The organism is Microvirga sp. P5_D2, assembly GCF_054049475.1.
In genome coordinates, this window is the sequence record NZ_JBFUMH010000010.1 from 19256 (window position 1) to 36640 (window position 17385).

15 protein-coding genes are annotated in these 17385 nt (G+C 63.2%); 9 read left to right on the forward strand and 6 right to left on the reverse strand.

What is annotated here, in order from left to right; all coding sequences use genetic code 11:
* Positions 1-28: 28 nt before the first annotated feature.
* On the reverse strand, positions 29-2482 hold the full coding sequence (locus tag ACXJKO_RS05525; RefSeq protein WP_457090084.1) for a penicillin-binding protein 1A: 2454 nt from the start codon (positions 2480-2482) through the stop codon (positions 29-31).
* 146 nt (positions 2483-2628) lie between these two features.
* The gene (locus ACXJKO_RS05530) at positions 2629-3873 is read right to left on the reverse strand and encodes an N-acetylmuramoyl-L-alanine amidase (RefSeq protein WP_457090085.1); all 1245 of its coding nucleotides are present in this window, start codon (positions 3871-3873) and stop codon (positions 2629-2631) included.
* 611 nt (positions 3874-4484) lie between these two features.
* On the opposite strand from ACXJKO_RS05530, the gene ACXJKO_RS05535 reads away from it, so the two are divergent.
* On the forward strand, positions 4485-7181 hold the full coding sequence (locus ACXJKO_RS05535; RefSeq protein WP_457090086.1) for an Rne/Rng family ribonuclease: 2697 nt from the start codon (positions 4485-4487) through the stop codon (positions 7179-7181).
* Positions 7182-7374: 193 nt separating this feature from the next.
* On the opposite strand, the gene ACXJKO_RS05540 is transcribed toward ACXJKO_RS05535, so the two are convergent.
* Positions 7375-8556 (reverse strand): pyridoxal phosphate-dependent aminotransferase, encoded by a 1182-nt coding sequence (locus tag ACXJKO_RS05540; RefSeq protein WP_457090087.1) that lies wholly within the window; start codon positions 8554-8556, stop codon positions 7375-7377.
* A gap of 296 nt (positions 8557-8852) precedes the next feature.
* On the opposite strand from ACXJKO_RS05540, the gene ACXJKO_RS05545 reads away from it, so the two are divergent.
* The 6 genes from ACXJKO_RS05545 to aat all read left to right on the forward strand — a co-directional run bounded on the left by ACXJKO_RS05545 (position 8853) and on the right by aat (position 13640).
* Positions 8853-9644 carry a DsbA family protein gene (locus ACXJKO_RS05545; RefSeq protein ID WP_457090088.1) on the forward strand — a complete coding sequence of 264 codons (792 nt, stop codon included), beginning with the start codon at positions 8853-8855 and terminating at the stop codon, positions 9642-9644.
* 248 nt (positions 9645-9892) lie between these two features.
* Positions 9893-10360 carry a type II 3-dehydroquinate dehydratase gene (aroQ, locus tag ACXJKO_RS05550; RefSeq protein ID WP_457090089.1) on the forward strand — a complete coding sequence of 156 codons (468 nt, stop codon included), beginning with the start codon at positions 9893-9895 and terminating at the stop codon, positions 10358-10360.
* A gap of 26 nt (positions 10361-10386) precedes the next feature.
* Complete coding sequence (gene accB / locus ACXJKO_RS05555) at positions 10387-10866, forward strand: acetyl-CoA carboxylase biotin carboxyl carrier protein (protein WP_457090090.1); 480 nt, start codon at positions 10387-10389, stop codon at positions 10864-10866.
* An 8-nt stretch (positions 10867-10874) separates the two neighbouring features.
* Entirely contained in the window at positions 10875-12233 is a 1359-nt protein-coding gene (gene accC, locus ACXJKO_RS05560) for an acetyl-CoA carboxylase biotin carboxylase subunit (protein WP_457090091.1), read from the forward strand.
* A gap of 82 nt (positions 12234-12315) precedes the next feature.
* A complete protein-coding gene (locus ACXJKO_RS05565; RefSeq protein ID WP_457090092.1) occupies positions 12316-12918 on the forward strand; it encodes a class I SAM-dependent methyltransferase in 603 nt (200 codons plus the stop codon).
* A 56-nt stretch (positions 12919-12974) separates the two neighbouring features.
* Positions 12975-13640: a leucyl/phenylalanyl-tRNA--protein transferase gene (aat, locus tag ACXJKO_RS05570; RefSeq protein WP_457090093.1), complete on the forward strand. Its 666-nt coding sequence runs from the start codon at positions 12975-12977 to the stop codon at positions 13638-13640.
* Between the two features lie 3 nt (positions 13641-13643).
* Here aat and ACXJKO_RS05575 read toward each other — a convergent pair whose 3' ends face one another.
* Positions 13644-14246: a DUF2155 domain-containing protein gene (locus tag ACXJKO_RS05575; RefSeq protein ID WP_457090094.1), complete on the reverse strand. Its 603-nt coding sequence runs from the start codon at positions 14244-14246 to the stop codon at positions 13644-13646.
* Positions 14247-14407: 161 nt separating this feature from the next.
* On the opposite strand from ACXJKO_RS05575, the gene ACXJKO_RS05580 reads away from it, so the two are divergent.
* Both ACXJKO_RS05580 and ACXJKO_RS05585 read left to right on the forward strand, forming a co-directional pair.
* Positions 14408-15739, forward strand: a complete 1332-nt coding sequence (locus tag ACXJKO_RS05580; RefSeq protein ID WP_457090095.1) for an alpha/beta hydrolase family protein — start codon at positions 14408-14410, stop codon at positions 15737-15739.
* Positions 15715-16293, forward strand: coding sequence for a MepB family protein (locus tag ACXJKO_RS05585; RefSeq protein WP_457090096.1), 579 nt, complete (start codon positions 15715-15717; stop codon positions 16291-16293). Before ACXJKO_RS05580 ends, ACXJKO_RS05585 begins: the two co-directional genes overlap by 25 nt.
* Before the next feature lie 12 nt (positions 16294-16305).
* Here ACXJKO_RS05585 and ACXJKO_RS05590 read toward each other — a convergent pair whose 3' ends face one another.
* Positions 16306-16527, reverse strand: coding sequence for a hypothetical protein (locus ACXJKO_RS05590; protein ID WP_457090097.1), 222 nt, complete (start codon positions 16525-16527; stop codon positions 16306-16308).
* Positions 16528-16548: 21 nt separating this feature from the next.
* On the reverse strand, positions 16549-16962 hold the full coding sequence (locus ACXJKO_RS05595) for an NADH:ubiquinone oxidoreductase subunit NDUFA12 (RefSeq protein WP_457090098.1): 414 nt from the start codon (positions 16960-16962) through the stop codon (positions 16549-16551).
* Between the last annotated feature and the right edge of the window lie 423 nt (positions 16963-17385).

The following is a 17385-nucleotide window of genomic DNA, read 5'->3' on the forward strand; positions in this document are numbered from 1 at the left end:
GCTCATATGAGGGCCGCACGCATTTGGATCAATACAATCCGGCTGGTCCGACGCCGACCGCACGGCGGGCGGGCTCAGGTGGCGGGGCCGGCTCATATTCCGCCTGAGGCGCTGCCTCCTCCTCCGCTGGTGCGTAATAGGCGGGCGGGGACTGGCCTGGTTTAAAGGCCTCGAGGATCGTGCCGCCACCTTCGCCACCGGCTCTGGTGCCGGTGGACGCGTTGACCCTGATCAGCTTGATGCCGGCGGGCACACGGAACGGCGTAGCGGGCTTGTCCTTCAGGGCCATCTGCATGAAGTCGCGGAAGACCGGCGCGGCATACTGGCCGGCAGTGGCCGCGTTGCCCAGCGACTTCGGCTGATCGAAGCCAAGGAAAACGCCGACCGCGAGATCGGGCGAGAAGCCCACGAACCACACGTCTTTCGCGTCGTTGGTCGTTCCGGTCTTGCCGGCGAGCGGCTTGCCGACGGCTTTGACCGTCTGCGCCGTGCCGCGCTGAACCACGCCTTCCAGGATCGAGGTGATCTGGTAGGCGGTGAGCGGATCGATCACCTGCTCGCGGTTTTCCGTCAGCTTGGGCGCGGCATTGCCATCCCACTTGTCCGCATCGCAGGAGGTGCATTTGCGGTCGTCGTGGCGGTAGATCGTGCGGCCGTTGCGGTCCTGGATCTGGTCGATCAGGGTTGGCTTGATGCGCCGTCCGCCGTTCACGAACATGGAATAGGCCGCCGTCATGCGCATGACCGTGGTCTCGCCCGCGCCGAGCGACATGGAGAGCAGCGGCAGCAGGTCGTCATAGACGCCGAAGCGGCGGGAATATTCGGAGACGGCAGGCATGCCGATCTCGTTGGCGAGACGCACCGTCATCAGGTTCTTCGAATGCTCGATGCCATAGCGTAGGGTGCGAAGGCCCGCGGCCTTGCCGTCGTAGTTCGACGGCGCCCAGGCGGCCTGCCCCGGCCCCATGTCGAGCACGAAGGGTGCGTCCAAGATCTGCGACGATGGCGTGTAGCCGTTGTCCAGGGCCGTGGCATGGACGAGCGGCTTAAACGAGGAGCCCGGCTGGCGCATGGCCTGAATCGCCCGGTTGAACTCGCTCTGGTCATAGGAGAAGCCGCCGACCATGGCGTGAACGCGTCCCGTATTGGGATCCATGGCGACGATGGCGCCGGAAATCTCAGGATACTGACGCAGACGGAACTGACCCTGCTTGCCCTCGATCGGCTCCACATAGACCACGTCGCCGACGGACAGGGCGCGTTCCACGGGGCGGCGGGTCCATTTGACGCCATCGGCGGTGACAAAGCCGGTCTCACGGTCGCGAACCTGCTGGCCGGACGCCTCGCGGCGCGGCTGGAGGCCGACACGGGCGCGCCCGCCGGACACTTCCAGCACGACGGCCAGACGCCAGGGCTGCACATCGCCGAGGGTCTGCACCTCGCCCAGAGCCAGGCCCCACTCGCGGCCGGTCAGGTCGATCTTCTGCTGGGCTCCGCGCCATCCGCGCGCCTCGTCGAAGCGCACGAGACCGTCCACCAGCGACTTGCGGGCCATGGCCTGCATCTTCGGGTCGAGAGTCGAGCGGATCAGAAGGCCACCTTCATAGAGGCTTTCCTCGCCATAGCGCTCGGCGATGTCGCGGCGCACGCCCTCGGCGAAATAGCCGGAGGCGATGCTGTTCGGGGACACTAGGCGCGGCTTGACGTTGAGCGGCTCGTTCTTGGCGGCCTCGGCCTCTTCCTGTGTGATGTAACCGTTCACGGCCATGCGCTCGATCACCCAGTTGCGGCGGTCGATGGCGGCCTTACGCTGACGGAAGGGATGATAGTTGTTCGGGCCCTTCGGCAGCGCCGCGATATAGGCGGCCTCGGCGATTGTCAGTTCCTGAATGGACTTGCCGAAATAATCGAGGGCCGCAGCGGCGATGCCGTGCAGGTTGCGCCCCGGCGACAGGGTGCCGAGGAAGATCTCGTTCAGGTACAGCTCGAGGATCTTGTCCTTCGAGAACGTGGTTTCGATGCGCAGCGCGATCAGCGCCTCACGGATCTTGCGCTCGTAGCTCCGCTCGTTGCCGACGAGGAAGTTCTTGGCAACCTGCTGCGTGATCGTCGACGCGCCCTGCTCACGCGAGCCACCCGAGCGGAGGTTCACGACGACGGCGCGCACCAGACCCTCTGGGTCGATGCCCACATGCTTGTAGAAATTCTTGTCCTCTGCCGAGAGAAACGCGCCGGTCACGAGCTTCGGCACGGCACGGATCGGCACGTAGAGGCGCCGTTCGCGGGCATATTCCGCAATCAGGCTGCCGTCCGAGGCGTGGACGCGCGTCATCACCGGCGGCTCGTAATTGGCGAGCTGGGCATGATCCGGCAGGTCCTTCGAGAAGAACCAGAATCCATAGGCCAGCCCCACGGCGCCGATCAGGAAGAAGATCGCTCCGATGCTGAACAGGAAGCCGAAGAATCGTAGGACAAAGCGCATCCGAAAGTGTTTCCGTTGTCAGTGCCTTCCCGGCACCTCTTCATGCAGATCCTGAAAGCCGGTTCTCACGCAACAGCACCGAGGCCAACCTGCCCCGCTCTGTTAACCGAGGAATCGCGCCCCCGCTACGGGTATCCACACTCTATCTATGGTAAAACTGCGGCAGAGCCCTGTCGGGCGAACCGTGTTGCAAAAAAGCGATCCACGGCCACGCCGATGGCCGAGACCATCTTTCCCCGCCATTCCTCGGACATGATCAGATCCAGATCCTGCTTGCTGGACAGGTAGCCCAGCTCCACCAGAACGGACGGKACGTCATGGGCGCGCAGCACCTGGAAGCGGGCCTGCCGGTGTGGATTCTTGTTCAGGCGGGCCACGGAATCGAACATGCCCACGAGGCGGGTCGCGAAACTGTGAGAGAAGCCCCGCGTCTCGCGTAAGGTCAGCTCCGCCAGAATATCGGACACATCGTCCGCCACTTCCGTGGATTCGATGCCCGCGACCGCATCGGCCTTGTTTTCGCGGTCGGCCAGCCGGGCTGAATCGGCGTCGGAGGCGCGCTCTGCTCCGGTATAGACGGTAAGCCCCCTCACCTCCTGTCCACCGGAAATCGAGTCCGCGTGGATGGAAATGAAGAGGTCCGCCTGCGCGGCCKTCGCCACCTTGACCCGGTCGCCCAGGGAAATGAACACGTCCTTCTCGCGGGTCAAAAGAACCTTGTAGCGGCCGCTCTCTTCCAGCTTCTTCTGAAGCCGCTGGGCGAAGGCGAGCACAATGTCCTTTTCCACAACCGAGCCGGAAGCCGCAGCCCCCGGATCAATGCCGCCATGGCCAGGATCGATCATGATCACGGGCCGGGCATCCTTGGTCTCGGGCCGTATTTCGGGAGCAGCCGCCTGCGCCGCCTTGGCCGCGCTCTCGGTCGCCGCGCGGCGAAACTCGCCCCGCTCCGTCTGGGTCAGCTCGATGGTCAGGAGGGCAGCGCCGCCCGCCATATTGGGTTCGACGGTCATGCCGGAGACCACGGCGGGCTGGGTCAGATCCATCACCACCCGGGAACGGCCGGGGGCGAAAAGGCCATAGCGATAGGAGGAAATCAGCCCGGCCTTCTGGCGCCCCGACTCAGGCGGCAGATGGAAGGCAACCTCGGGAAGGTCGATGATGAGCCGGTCCGGCCGCTCCATCAGGGAGGCCTCAGCCGCCACGGGCTTGGAAAGAGTGATTCTGAACCGGGTCTTGGGGCCATCCACCTCAACGGAAACATCCGCCGCGATGGCGGGCCCGGCGGCCTTCGCCTCGGGGGCATTGGCCCACGCATGGCCTGCGCCTGAAGCGACGAAGATCGCCAGGAGGCCTGCACCGATGAGGCGTATGAAAGGTTTCAGGTTCATCGCTGTCGCTGGAAGTCCGGGGCCCCCTTCCTATCTCATAGGCAGCCTTTGGTTAATGAAGCTTTCCCTCCGGAAGGTCGTTATCGAGACACTGTTGCATTAACAACACATTGTCTCTGCATCTTGCCAAATGCCCCATTCGCTCTGTAATGATCATGACCCGTCCGGCATGGCCGAATCTGACGGCGGACCTGGGGAGACGGTTGTGTTGACCGATCCTCAAGGACCCCCGTCACCCTCGACAGGCGCTCGGAAGGGTTCAATTGGCGATAAAGTTCGCCGCTTTTTTACCGGTGGCCGGACCTCAATCTGGTTCATCGTTTCCTAGAAAGGGCCGTCTTGAATGGTTGCGCACACGAAGTCAGTTCTGACTCTCGTCTCGGCACCGTTCCAAGCGCGCGTTTCTTTTCGCGCACGCCCTTCCCTCACCTCATCCGGCTCCGTGCCGGCCCGTTTCAACCCAGAATGCGCCCCGATGAGGCGCACGATGGCGATCGACAGCACTCCGAACGCAATGCCAGCCCGCCGCTTCTTCTTGCGGCGTGGCCAACCGCCTTCACTGCGGCCCCTGCCTCAGGTCCTGCCCTCGATCGCCATGTCGAGAGTTCAACATGGCAAACAAGATGCTTATCGATGCCTCCCACCCGGAAGAAACCCGGGTTGTGGTGGTGCGTGGACAGAAGGTCGAAGAATTCGACTTCGAATCCGCTAACCGGAAGCAGTTGCGCGGGAATATCTATCTCGCGAAAGTCACCCGCGTAGAGCCGTCGCTTCAGGCGGCCTTCGTGGAATACGGCGGAAACCGTCACGGGTTCCTCGCCTTTAGTGAAATTCATCCCGATTACTACCAGATCCCGGTCGCCGACCGTCAGGCTCTCCTTGAGGCCGAAGCCGAGGCCCAGGCCGAAGAAGAGCGCGAGGAAGAGCGCCGTCGCAGCCGTGGCCGCCGTCGCTCGTCCCAGCGCCGCGCGCCGACCGGCGACGCGGTCGTCTCCTCCGAGGCTGAAGCCGGCACGGAAGACGGCACCGAGGCCCAGGCTCCCGCCGAGGGAACGGACGAGACCATCGACCTGATTGCCGCCGCCGGCGATTTCGAAGTCGAAACGGTTGAGCCCACCGAGACGGTCGAAGCTGCCGAGGGCACCGAAGAGGTCTCGGCTCTCGTGGTCGAGGCTGATGCCGCGACGTCTTCCGAAGAGTCCTCCGAGGTTTTCGAGGCTCAGGCCGATGCTTTCTCCGAGAGCGACGAGGACGAGGAAGACCACGACGACGAGCACGCCGAGGGCGAGGACGAGGATCACGTCGAGCAGCTCGGCGGCGGCGACGCGATGGAAGACCTTCCCCAGCGCCGCACCCCGCGCAAGCAGTACAAGATCCAGGAGGTCATCAAGCGCCGCCAGATCCTGCTGATCCAAGTCGTGAAGGAAGAGCGCGGCAACAAGGGCGCTGCTCTCACCACCTACCTGTCGCTCGCAGGCCGTTACTCGGTGCTCATGCCCAACACGGGCCGTGGCGGCGGCATCTCCCGCAAGATCACCAACGCCGCCGACCGCAAGCGCCTGAAGGAAATCGCCCAGGAGCTGGAGGTGCCCGAGGGAATGGGCATTATCCTGCGCACGGCTGGTGCCTCGCGCACCAAGCCGGAAATCAAGCGCGATTACGAATACCTGATGCGCCTGTGGGAGAGCGTGCGCGAGCTGACGCTCAATTCGGCTGCTCCCGCTTTGGTCTATGAGGAAGGCTCGCTCATCAAGCGCGCCATCCGCGATCTCTACAACAAGGAGATCGACGATATTCTCGTCTCCGGCGAGGATGGCTACCGGGAGGCCAAGGACTTCATGCGCATGCTCATGCCGAGCCATTCCAAGATCGTCCAGCCCTATCGCGAGCCACAGCCGGTCTTCGCCAAGTTCGGCGTCGAGGCCCAGCTCGACGCGATGTTCTCCAATGTCGTGACGCTGAAATCCGGCGGCTATCTCGTCATCAATCCGACGGAAGCCCTGGTCTCCATCGACGTGAACTCGGGCCGCTCGACCCGCGAGCACAACATCGAGGATACGGCGCTTCGCACGAACCTCGAAGCATCGGAAGAAATCGCGCGCCAGCTGCGCCTGCGCGATCTTGCCGGCCTCGTGGTGATCGACTTCATCGACATGGAAGAGAAGCGCAACAACCGCGCCGTCGAGAAGAAGCTCAACGAGTGCCTGAAGAACGACCGCGCCCGCATCCAGGTGGGCCGCATTTCGCCCTTCGGCCTTCTCGAAATGTCGCGCCAGCGCATCCGCACCGGCGTGCTCGAATCCTCTTCCGTTCCTTGCGCGCATTGCGCCGGCACCGGCTTCGTGCGCTCGACGCCGTCGGTGGCGTTGCACGTGCTGCGCTCTATCGAGGAAACGCTCATCAAGAATGCCGGCTACAACCTCATCGTCCGCACGCGGATGGAGGCGGCCTTCTACATCCTCAACCAGAAGCGCGTTCACCTGCGTGAGTTGGAAACCCGGTTCGGCGTCGCGATCTCCATCGTGGCGGACGAGACGTTGACCGGCACCACGAACTACACAATCGATCGTGGCGAGCCTGCGCTTCGCCTCGAGCACAAGTCCGCCGCCACCGGCATCCAGATCGACGCCATCGTTCCAGTCGACGAGCCTGAAGAGGCCGAGGTCGAAATCGAGGCCGAGGACGAGGATCAGGCCACGGAAGAAACCAGCGCCTCCGAAGAAGGTCGCGATGAGGACAGCGAAGGCGGTGGACGCCGTCGCCGCCGTCGCCGTCGCCGTCGCGGACGTGGTGATCGCGAAGCCGGAGTCGAGGCGTCCCAGGGCGAAGAAGGCTCCGAAGGCGAAGCTGCCGAGGGCGATGAGCAGGAAGGCGCCGAGGGCGAAGCTTCCGGCGAAGCTGCGGATACGGTGGAAGCGGACGCCGACGCCGATGGCGAAGGCCGCAACCGCCGCCGCCGTCGTGGCCGTCGCGGCGGCCGTGGCCGTGGTCGCGACGAGGCTGCCGAGGAGTTCGCCTCCGAGGAAGGCTTCGTCGCCGTCACCGAGGCTGTCGCGGAAGCGGTTGGCGTGTCGGATGATTCAGATGAAGCGGTGTCGCAAACCCCGGCGCCTGAAACCCCGGCCCGGGAGCCCGTGGCTGCCCAGGAGCAGATCCTGACAAAGCCCGCGCCCGAACCGGTCGAGGAACCCCGCCCGGTGATCCCGGAGCCCGAGCCCGTCGCCGTCGTGCTGACCCCCCCCGACCCGGAACGCCCGAAGCGCGCCGGCTGGTGGTCGAAAGCCAAGTCGGTCCTCAGCGGATCGTAAAGATTTAAAGATAGCTAAGTGCCCGGTCCCAACCGGGCACTTTTTTGTTGCTCGCTCTATCGTCATGCCCGGCCTTGTGCCGGACCCGAAGTGCCGCGCCGCAGGCGTGGAACTCCACGTCTTTGAAGCGCGACGGATCCCAAGACGTGGATGGCCGGGACAAGCCCGGCCATGACGGTGAGGAGGTTAGCCTCTACTTCAACCAGCCCTTCAACCGCGCCACCGTCTCGCGGCAATCGTTTTCCGAGCCGGCGAAGGACAGGCGCATGTAGTGCGAGCCTTCGATGGGATCGAAGTCGAGACCGGGCGTTGCCGCCACGCCGGTTTCCTCCAGCATGCGCTTGCAGAAGCCGATGGAGTCGTTCGTGTAGCGGGCAATGTCGGCGTAGATGTAGAACGCGCCGTCCACCGGATGCATCTCGGCAATGCCGGCCCTCGGCAGTTCTTCCAGCAAGTACGCGCGGTTTCGCGCATATCCCGCTTTCACCGCCTCCAGTTCCTCACCCGCATCGAAAGCGGCGAGCGCTGCGACCTGCGAGAGGTAAGGCGGCGAAATGTAGAGGTTCTGCGCCAGCCGCTCGATGGGCCGCACGAGGCGCTCGGGCACCACGATCCAGCCGATGCGCCAGCCGGTCATGCAGTAGTATTTGGAGAACGAGTTGATGACGATCGCATCGTCGTCGGAGGCGAGCGCGGTCGAGGCGGCCTCGCTGTAGGTCAGTCCATGATAGATTTCGTCCGACACGAACCACAACCCTAAGCGGCGGCAGGTCTCGCCGAGTTCGGCCAGCGCCTTTTGCCCGATCATCGTGCCGGACGGATTGGCGGGGCTCATGGCCAGGATGCCGTGGAGTGGCTTCTCCGCATGCGCCTTCTCGATGGCCTGCGCCGTCATGATCCAGCCATCGGCCYTGGCGAGTGGGATCGTGACCGGCTCGATGCCGAGAGCCTCGAGGATGTTGCGATAGGCCGGATAACCCGGCGCCGTGATGGCAACCCGCTGGCCGGGATCGAAGAGGCTCAAGAAGGCCAGGACGAAGCCCGCCGAGGAGCCCGTGGTGACGACCACCCGCTCCGGGGCGATGGAAACGCCGTAAGCCTCGCGGTAATGCCGGGCGATCCGCTCTCTCAAGGCCGAGATGCCGAGCGCCTCCGTGTAGCCGATTCGGCCCAGATCGAGCGCGGCCTTGGCCGCCTCGCGGGCCGCCCGGGGCGCCGGTGCGGAGGGCTGGCCGACCTCCATATGGATCACGCTGCCCCCTCGCCGCTCCTTCGCCGCGGCGGCGCTCAGCACATCCATGGCCAGGAAGGACGAGACCCGCTCCATGCGGCGGGCGATGGCGGGCGATTGGAGATCGGCGGATGATTTTGTCATGGAGAAGCTCGTATTCCTTTGAAAAGCTCGCCTCAAGATCAATGTTAGACCGTTATGGTCAAGCTTAACCAGACCATACACGTCTCCCTCGCGTGCCGTGCTCTTCACCCTGACCCTGAGGAGGGTATGCGTATTTAGGCGAGATGCTGGAATAAGGCTGGGGATGGCACCGTCACCTCAACAAAGGCGTGATTTGACGCCACGCTCCACAAACCGCTAACTCGCGCCACATATGATTTTAGGTAAGGCCCCTCTCCAAGGGCCAAGCTTCGACAGATATTCCGAAAAGGACCGACATGCGCTTCTCGCTTCCCCAAATCGGCAAGGCCGTGGCCCTGATCGGCGCGCTGGCGCTTGCTCCGGCGGCCCAGGCCCAGAGCCAAGCCCAGAGCAACGTCTTCACCGAGCAGCAGAAGCAGGCTATCGGCGAGGTCGTGAAGGACTATCTCCTGAAGAATCCCGAGGTGCTGACCGAGGTGATCTCCGAGCTGGAGAAGCGCCAGGCCGAAGCGCAGCAGGTTTCCCAGGCAAGCGCCGTCAAGGAAACCCAGCAGACTCTGCTGAATGCTCCACATTCCTATGTGGCGGGTAATCCTTCGGGCGACGTCACTCTCGTCGAGTTCTTCGACTACAATTGCGGCTACTGCAAAAAGGCGCTCGCCGATGTGCAGGCCCTCATGAAGAGCGATCCCAAGCTCCGAGTCGTACTAAAGGATTTCCCCGTCCTCGGACCTGATTCCGTCGAGGCCAGCCGCGTGGCCCTGGCGGTCGGAAAGCAGCTCCAGGGCGACAAGATGCTTGCCTATCACGTGAAGGTTCTGGAGAGCCGTGGCCGGGTCAACGGCGAGCGCGCCATGGCAGTCGCCAAGGAGATGGGCGTCGACATGGCCAAGGTCCAGAAGGACATGGAAGGCGCCGATGTACGCAACGCCCTTCAGGAAAACATGGCACTCGGCGACAAGCTGAGCCTCACCGGCACCCCCGCCTTCATCATCGGCGAGGCGATCATTCCCGGCGCTGTCGGCTTGGAGCCCCTCAAGCAGGTAGTGGACAATGTACGCACCTGCGGCAAGGCAAGCTGCGGCTAGCTTCTGTCGTCATCCCTGGACTTTGAGGATTCACGCCTTCGGGCGCTTTAAGACGTGGATGGCCGGATAAGACCGGCCATGATGAGGAATAAGCGCTCCGCTCAAGCGCCTCTCGCGGCCCATTCCCCTAGGGAAGCTCACTCAAGCCTTGGGAAAGTCCCGCTTTTCCCCTTTCCCCATGCCCGCCTTTTGGCTAAGAGGGCGTTTCGGTTCCGCCTCACGGGGCTTCAAGGAATGCTCCTTTCGCAATGATCAACGTCTACGTCCTCAACGGACCCAACCTCAATCTGCTCGGCCGCAGGGAGCCTCAGGTTTACGGCAGCACGACGCTGTCGGACATCGAGAAGCTCGTGCGGGAGAAGGCTGAGACCCTGGGGGCGGCGGTCACGTTCCGCCAGTCCAACCATGAGGGACATCTGGTCGACTGGATCCAGGAGGCGGGAGCGCAGGGTGCGGGCATCGTCATCAATGCCGGCGCCTATACCCATACCTCGATCGCCCTGCGCGATGCCATTTCCGGCAGCGGCGCGCCGACGGTCGAGATTCACATTTCCAATGTTCATGCTCGCGAAGGCTTTCGCCATCGCTCGCTCATCGCTCCCGTTTCCGTCGGTGTCATCTGCGGTTTCGGGCCTATGAGCTATCTGCTCGGCCTGGAGGCGGTTCACCGCGTCATGGTGGAGCGGACGCGGCAAGCCAAACCATCGCAGCATTAGTTCCTCAGGAATAAGAGGTGAGCCCCATGGCCAAGGATACCCCTTTCGATCCCGATCTCGTCCGGGAGCTGGCGAATATGATCGCCGATACGGATCTCAGCGAGATCGAAGTGGAGAAGGGCGACCTTCGCATCCGCGTGGCCCGCACGATCCATGCCGCCGTGCAGGTTCCGATGGCGGCTCCCGCAGCCTATGCGCCGCCGCCGGTGGTCGCACCGCCTCCGGCCGCCGCCGAGGCCCTGGCAGCGGGCGGCAAGCCCGGCGCTCCCCATCCGGGCGCCGTGCTTTCCCCGATGGTCGGCACCGCCTACCGTAAGCCCTCGCCCGAGGCGAAGGACTTCGTCGAGATCGGCTCCAAGGTTCAGGCCGGCGACAAGGTTCTGCTCGTCGAGGCCATGAAGACCTTCAACGAGATCGTTGCTCCGCGCTCTGGCACCGTGACCGCCATCTTTGTCGAAGACGGAACCCCTGTTGAATACGGCGAACCCCTCCTCGTCATCGAGTAAGGCGCGACATGTTCGATAAGATCCTCATTGCAAACCGAGGCGAAATTGCCCTGCGCATCCTGCGCGCGGCGAAGGAGCTCGGCATTGCCACCGTCGCGGTGCATTCCACCGCCGACGCGGACGCCATGCATGTGCGCCTCGCCGACGAGAGCGTGTGCATCGGCCCGCCGGCCGCCCGCGACAGCTATCTCAACATCCCGGCGCTGATCGCGGCCTGCGAGATCACCGGCGCGGACGCCATCCACCCCGGCTATGGCTTTCTCTCCGAGAACGCCCGCTTCGCCGAGGTGCTGGAGCATCACCGCATCGCCTTCATCGGCCCCAAGGCGGAGCATATCCGCATCATGGGCGACAAGATCGAGGCGAAGCGCACGGCCAAGCGGCTCGGCATCCCCTGCGTTCCGGGCTCGGAAGGCGGTATTTCCGATGAGGTGGAGGCCAAGAAGGTCGCCAAGGACATCGGCTATCCCGTCATTATCAAGGCTGCCGCCGGCGGCGGTGGTCGCGGCATGAAGGTCGCGCGCAACGAGGGCGACCTCGTTCACGCGCTCCAGACCGCCAAGACCGAGGCCAAGGCCGCCTTCGGCGACGATGCGGTCTATATCGAGAAGTACCTCGAGAAGCCGCGCCACATCGAAATCCAGGTGCTCGGCGACGGCAAGGGCAACGCCATTCATCTGGGCGAGCGCGACTGCTCGCTCCAGCGTCGCCACCAGAAGGTCTGGGAGGAAGGCCCCTCGCCCGCCCTGAACGTCGAGATGCGCGAGCGCATCGGCGGCGTCGTGGCAAAGGCCATGCAGGACCTGAAATACGCAGGCGCCGGCACCATCGAGTTCCTCTACGAGGACGGCGAGTTCTACTTCATCGAGATGAACACCCGAATCCAGGTGGAGCACCCCGTCACGGAGATGATCACCGGCATCGACCTGGTGAACGAGCAGATCCGCGTGGCGGCAGGCCATCCGTTGTCCGTGAAGCAGGAAGACGTCAGGATCGAAGGCCATGCCATCGAGTGCCGCGTGAATGCCGAGCATCCGTCGACCTTCCGCCCCTCGCCCGGCACGATCAGCTATTTCCACCCGCCCGGCGGTCTCGGCGTGCGCGTCGATTCGGCGGCCTATCAGGGCTACCGCATCCCACCGCATTACGACTCCCTCGTGGGCAAGCTCATCGTGCATGGCCGCACCCGCAACGAGTGCCTCATGCGCCTGCGCCGCGCGCTCGACGAGTTTGTGGTGGACGGCGTGGACACGACGCTCCCGCTCTTCCGCACGCTTGTCCGCAACCCGGACATTCAGAACGGCCAGTACGATATTCACTGGCTTGAGAATTTCCTGAAGACGGGCGGCCTCGGGGACGTAGAATAATCTTGTTATAACATCAGCATGGCTTTACCTTACGAAGGTAAGGAGGCCCTGCGGATGGATTGCAAGCGGGGCAGTTTTGCACATGCCTCGTTTTCTTCACGTCGGGTCCGGCCGTTACCGCAAAGCTCAAACCATTCAAGCCTTCCAGGGGCCCGAATGGGAAGAAGTCTCGCTCGACATCGACAAGAAGGTGAAGCCCGACATCGTCGATAAGCTGCCAGTCCTCGCCAAGGTCGAGGCTGACAGCTTCGATGCGGTTTATTCGAGCCACAGCATCGAGCATCTCTATCCGCACGAAGTGCCTGTTGCCCTGAAGGCCTTTCAGCGGGTTCTGAACGGCGACGGCGTCGCGATCATCCGCTGCCCGGACCTGCAAACCATCGGCGAGGCTCTTGCTGCGGGCGAGATCGACAAGCCCCTCTATGTCAGCGGCCTTGGGCCGGTCGCCCCTCTCGACATGCTGTACGGCTTTCGCCCCGCCATGGCGGATGGGAACCTCTACATGGCCCACCACACCGGCTTCACCGACAAGACGCTTGGCGAGGCCTGCGCCAAGGCAGGCTTTCGCAGCGTCCTGTGCTTTCGCATGAAGAAAACCCGCGAACTGTGGCTGGTCGCGACGAAAAAGGCCATCAGCAAGGACGAACTCAACGAACTCGCGAAAATCTACATCACGCCGGTCTGACTTCCGGCACAGATGTATCTATTTATGGCATGATCCCGGTTCGGATCTGCGAGTAAATGGCCCTGTCTCCCGACGATACCATCACCATCACGCCTGAGATCCTGCTGAAGGCCTATGCCGCGGGCATCTTTCCGATGGCGGAGGATGCAGATGACCCGTCACTGTTCTGGGTGGAGCCCCGCGAAAGGGGCATCATTCCGCTCGACGGGTTTCATCTGCCCAAGCGGCTCGCCCGCACGATCCGCTCCGACGAGTTCACGATCCACGTGGACCGCGACTTCGATGCGGTGATCGCGGGCTGCGCCGCGCCGGGAACCGACCGGGAGAAAACCTGGATCAACCGGCGGATTCGCGATCTTTACGGCCAATTGTTCGACAAGGGCTTCTGCCACACGGTCGAGGTGTATCGGGAGGACCAGCTGGTCGGCGGCCTTTATGGCGTGCGCCTGCGGGGAGCCTTCTTCGGCGAGAGCATGTTCCACCGCGAGCGGGACGCCTCGAAGATCGCGCTTGTCCATTTGGTGGCGCGCCTTAAGCGCGGCGGCTTCACGCTGCTCGATACGCAGTTCGTGACCTCGCATCTGTCCCAGTTCGGCGCGGTCGAGGTGCCCCGCCGCGAATACAAGCAGATGCTGCGCAACGCGCTCGATCGCGAGGGCGATTGGTGCGTTTGGCCGCGCGAGCAGGTGGTCAGCGGTGAGGAAGCCCTCGCCGCGCTTTAAACGCTACCGATCCGTATTGACGAGCGGCGCTTCCCTGTTCGGAAGCCGGCGCGCCGGCTGCTGCAGCGGCGCGGTCTGGACGGCGGGCGGAGCGGGAGYGCGCTGCGCGCCCTCGGCCGGGGCCATGATGCCGCCGGAACGCGGGGCAGCGGCCGGCGTGCGGGCCGCGTCCTGCTCGATGGGCGGAGGCGGCTCGACGGCTTCCTTGGGCTCGGCGATCACGTCTGTGCCGCCTTTGCAGTCCACGAGCCAGATATCGTAGACCGGGTGCTGGATGCCATGCAGGCCGGGGCTTGCCGCGAACAGCCAGCCGGAAAAGACCTTCTTGCCTGCTCCCTCGGCGCCCGGCTCCTCGACCTCGACGAAGGAAGTGGTGTTCGGCGTTTCCGTCGGCGGCTTGGTGAAGCACACGCGCGGCGTCATCTGCAGGGCGCCGAACTGCACGGTCTCATCGACCTTGACCTCGAACGACACGATCCGCCCGGTGATCTTGTCGAGCCCCGAGAAAACCGCCGTCGGATTCTTGATTCTGTCCGCCTGAGCGGCCGAGATACCGCCGACGATCGATGCAAGCACGAAAGCCGCCCGCGTCCATCCGAGTTTCATAATCACTGGTCCACGCCTTCATGGCCCGGCCACGCGCGGCCGTTCTCATGTGTCTCGCCACGCGTTAACACGTCAACCGTGTTGGAAAAAGGGCGATGCGTCACAAAGCTTAGCAGTCGGGCCGATATCGGATAAAATAACACCGATAAAGGATTCGACTCATGCGTCTCTCTGTCCGCGCGCTTCTGGCCGCCACCCTTCTGTTTTCGTTCCATGCCAACGCCGAGAGCGCCGAACTGGCGCGCCGTGCCTTCATGGGAATCGGCATGGCCGCAGTGCCGGAAGCCGTCAGGTCCGAGAACAAGTTACCGACCGGCGAAGGCATTCTCATCGAGCGGGTGATTCCCGGCTCCTCGGCGGAAGCAGCCGAGCTTCAGGCGAAAGACATCGTGATCAAGATCGATGGCGAGACGATCCGCACGATGGCGGATATATCGGCGGCGATTCGCAGGAAGAGGGCCGGCGACAGCTTCACCCTCTCGCTGCTGCGGGCCGGCAAGCCCGTAGAGCAGAAGGTCGGGTTGATCGGCCTGCCTCATGAAACCTCGCCCGATCACGAGGCGATCTACGAAGCGGTCGAGGCCGCCGGCGCCCGCCGCCGCACCATCATCACCAAGCCGAAGCAGGATGGCCGCAAGCCCGCCGTGCTCTTCGTGGGCGGCATCGGCTGCTACAGCATGGACTATCCGTTCGACCGGGAGACGCCCTATCGCCAGCTCATCGAATCCTTCAGTCGCGACGGCTTCGTGACCATGCGCGTCGAGAAAAGCGGCATGGGCGACAGCGAGGGCGAGGCCTGCGCCAAGGTGGATCTGCAAACCGAGGTCGAGGGCTACGTGGCAGGCCTCAAGGACCTGAAGACGAAGCCTTATGTGAACCCTGAGAAGGTCTTCATCGTCGGCCACAGCATCGGCGGCATCGTCGGCCCGCTGGTGGCGGATCGTGAGCCGGTACGCGGGATTGTCGCTGCCGAGACGATCGGCAGCACCTGGTTCGAATACGAACTCGTCAACCGCCGCCGTCAGCTCAAGCTGGAAGGCATGCCGCCGGCCAAGATCGGTGCACAGATGCAGCTCAAGCAATGGTGCATGCACCAACTGCTCATCGCACGTCAGCCCCGCGCGGAAATTCTGGAGAAACGCCCGGCCTGCGCCGAGGAAATGAAGCTTCCTTCCTCCGACGCTTATCTTCAGCAGATCGCGGCAATCGATCTACCGGATTTGTGGACGCGGCTGAAGCCGGATACCCTGCTCGTCTACGGCAGTGCCGATTTCCTCACGAGCGCTGAGGAGCATCGGGAAATTCTCGACACCATCAACGCCGCCCGCCCCGGCRCCGCGACCTTCGTGGAGATCGCCGGTATGGATCACTCCTTCTATCGCATGAAGGACCAGAAGGAGAGCTTCATGGTGCGGCGGGAAGACAAAGAGGGCGAGTATAATCCGGAAGCAGGCCGGGTGATCGGCGAATGGCTGAAGGCGCGGGCCAACTAGGCTCGCGGTTGCAGCAGCATATGGTTTGTGGCCTGGACAGTTCCGAGGCGACAATCCCTCGCGATCTCATGCTGATGGTGAAGCACGTCTTCGCACCTATCGGGCTGATTTGCTCGAAGGTGCATGCCGAGCCGGAAAGCCGCGAGTACGGCGCCGTCATGCTTGAGCTGGGGCATCTCTCCGTCCGCTTCCGCGTCGCCAAAATCACGCCCAGGAAAGTCGGCCAGTTCGTCACGATTTGGAAGAGAATCGGGGACGGTCCGATCCAGCCCTTCGATGAAACCGATCCGGTCGATCTAGTGGTGATCCAATGCCGCTCGGATCATGGCTCAGGGCAATTCGTGTTCCCAAAAGCCGTTCTCTGCCGGTGGGATGTTTTCTCTAAGAATGGTACGGGCGGCAAACGCGCCATTCGCGTTTACCCGACCTGGGACAGGCCGACGAGCCAACAGGCCGTGCGAAGTCAGGCCTGGCAACGCGAATACTTCATGGAAATGCCCGAGGATCGTCCAGTTGATCGGGCCAGGGCGCGAGCGCTCTACGGCATTGATTAAGCCGCCTCCGGCCTAATCGTTCTCTAACGGATTGAGCGCGGGCTCCATCATGGGATCGCCTGCCTTCTCGCGCCGCTCGTGATGCGCGGTGGAGCAGACGATGGAGCACAGAAGTCCGCGATCCGACCAATAGGACGGTCCATTCTCGATCCGGCCGTAATGGTAAGCGAAATCGGTATGGCCGTAAGGCAGGCCACATTCGACACAAGCACGCGGGGTCAAGCGGTTCAGCATGAGACTGCTGGAGCCGAGGCCTTACTCGCCCGGCGTCCAGGGCACGTAGTCGCCCGTGGCGGCGGGGCGCTGGCCTGTCGCGAGTTGGGAGCCCTGCGGACGGTAGGCATAGGGCGTGCCGGTCATGTTGGGGAGATGCGTCTTCTCCCAGGAGTGAGCCTTGTAGCTCTCCTCGCTCGGGGGAACATCGCCGTTGTGGCACAGCCAAGCGCGCCAACCGGGGGGCACCCGCGAGGCATCGGCATCGCCGTTATAGATCACCCAGCGGCGCTCAGCACCGACATTCGAATCGATGGGGGTCGCCTGCGTGTAGCGGTAGTAGGTGTTGCCGAACTCGTCCTGACCCACGAACTGGCCCTTGCGCCAGGTGAAGAATCGCGTGCCGAGAGTCTGTCCGCTCCACCACGTAAAGAACTGAGCCAAAAAGGTTTTCATCGCTACCGCCGAGGGGGTTCTTGAGGTTGCGCGGAATATGGCTTCAGCCTGCCGCGAAGTCCAGCTTTTCCGATCCGGAACCCGCCACTGATTCTCCGATGATTCTACTTGGGCGATTCTAGGGCGCTTTTCCCGGATTCACGGGATTTTCGCGTCGGAGCGGTTTTTTTTGCCGATATGGTTTCCGCAGGGGAAATTGATGCGCCGGCACAACAATTAGGGGCTCTCGTGAACGGCAAAAACGCAAATCTGAGCCGGCCAAGTTTGGTCATTTGAAAAGTGTGATTTGGATTCTGAAAGGAGTCTCTGAGGCTTAGCCACTTTTCCACATTCTTAACACCTGCCCACTATATATAGACGGAACAGAAACTCTCGGCACAAGTTCTTGACGTAAGGCTCGCATCACGACTAGCTTGCCGGGGA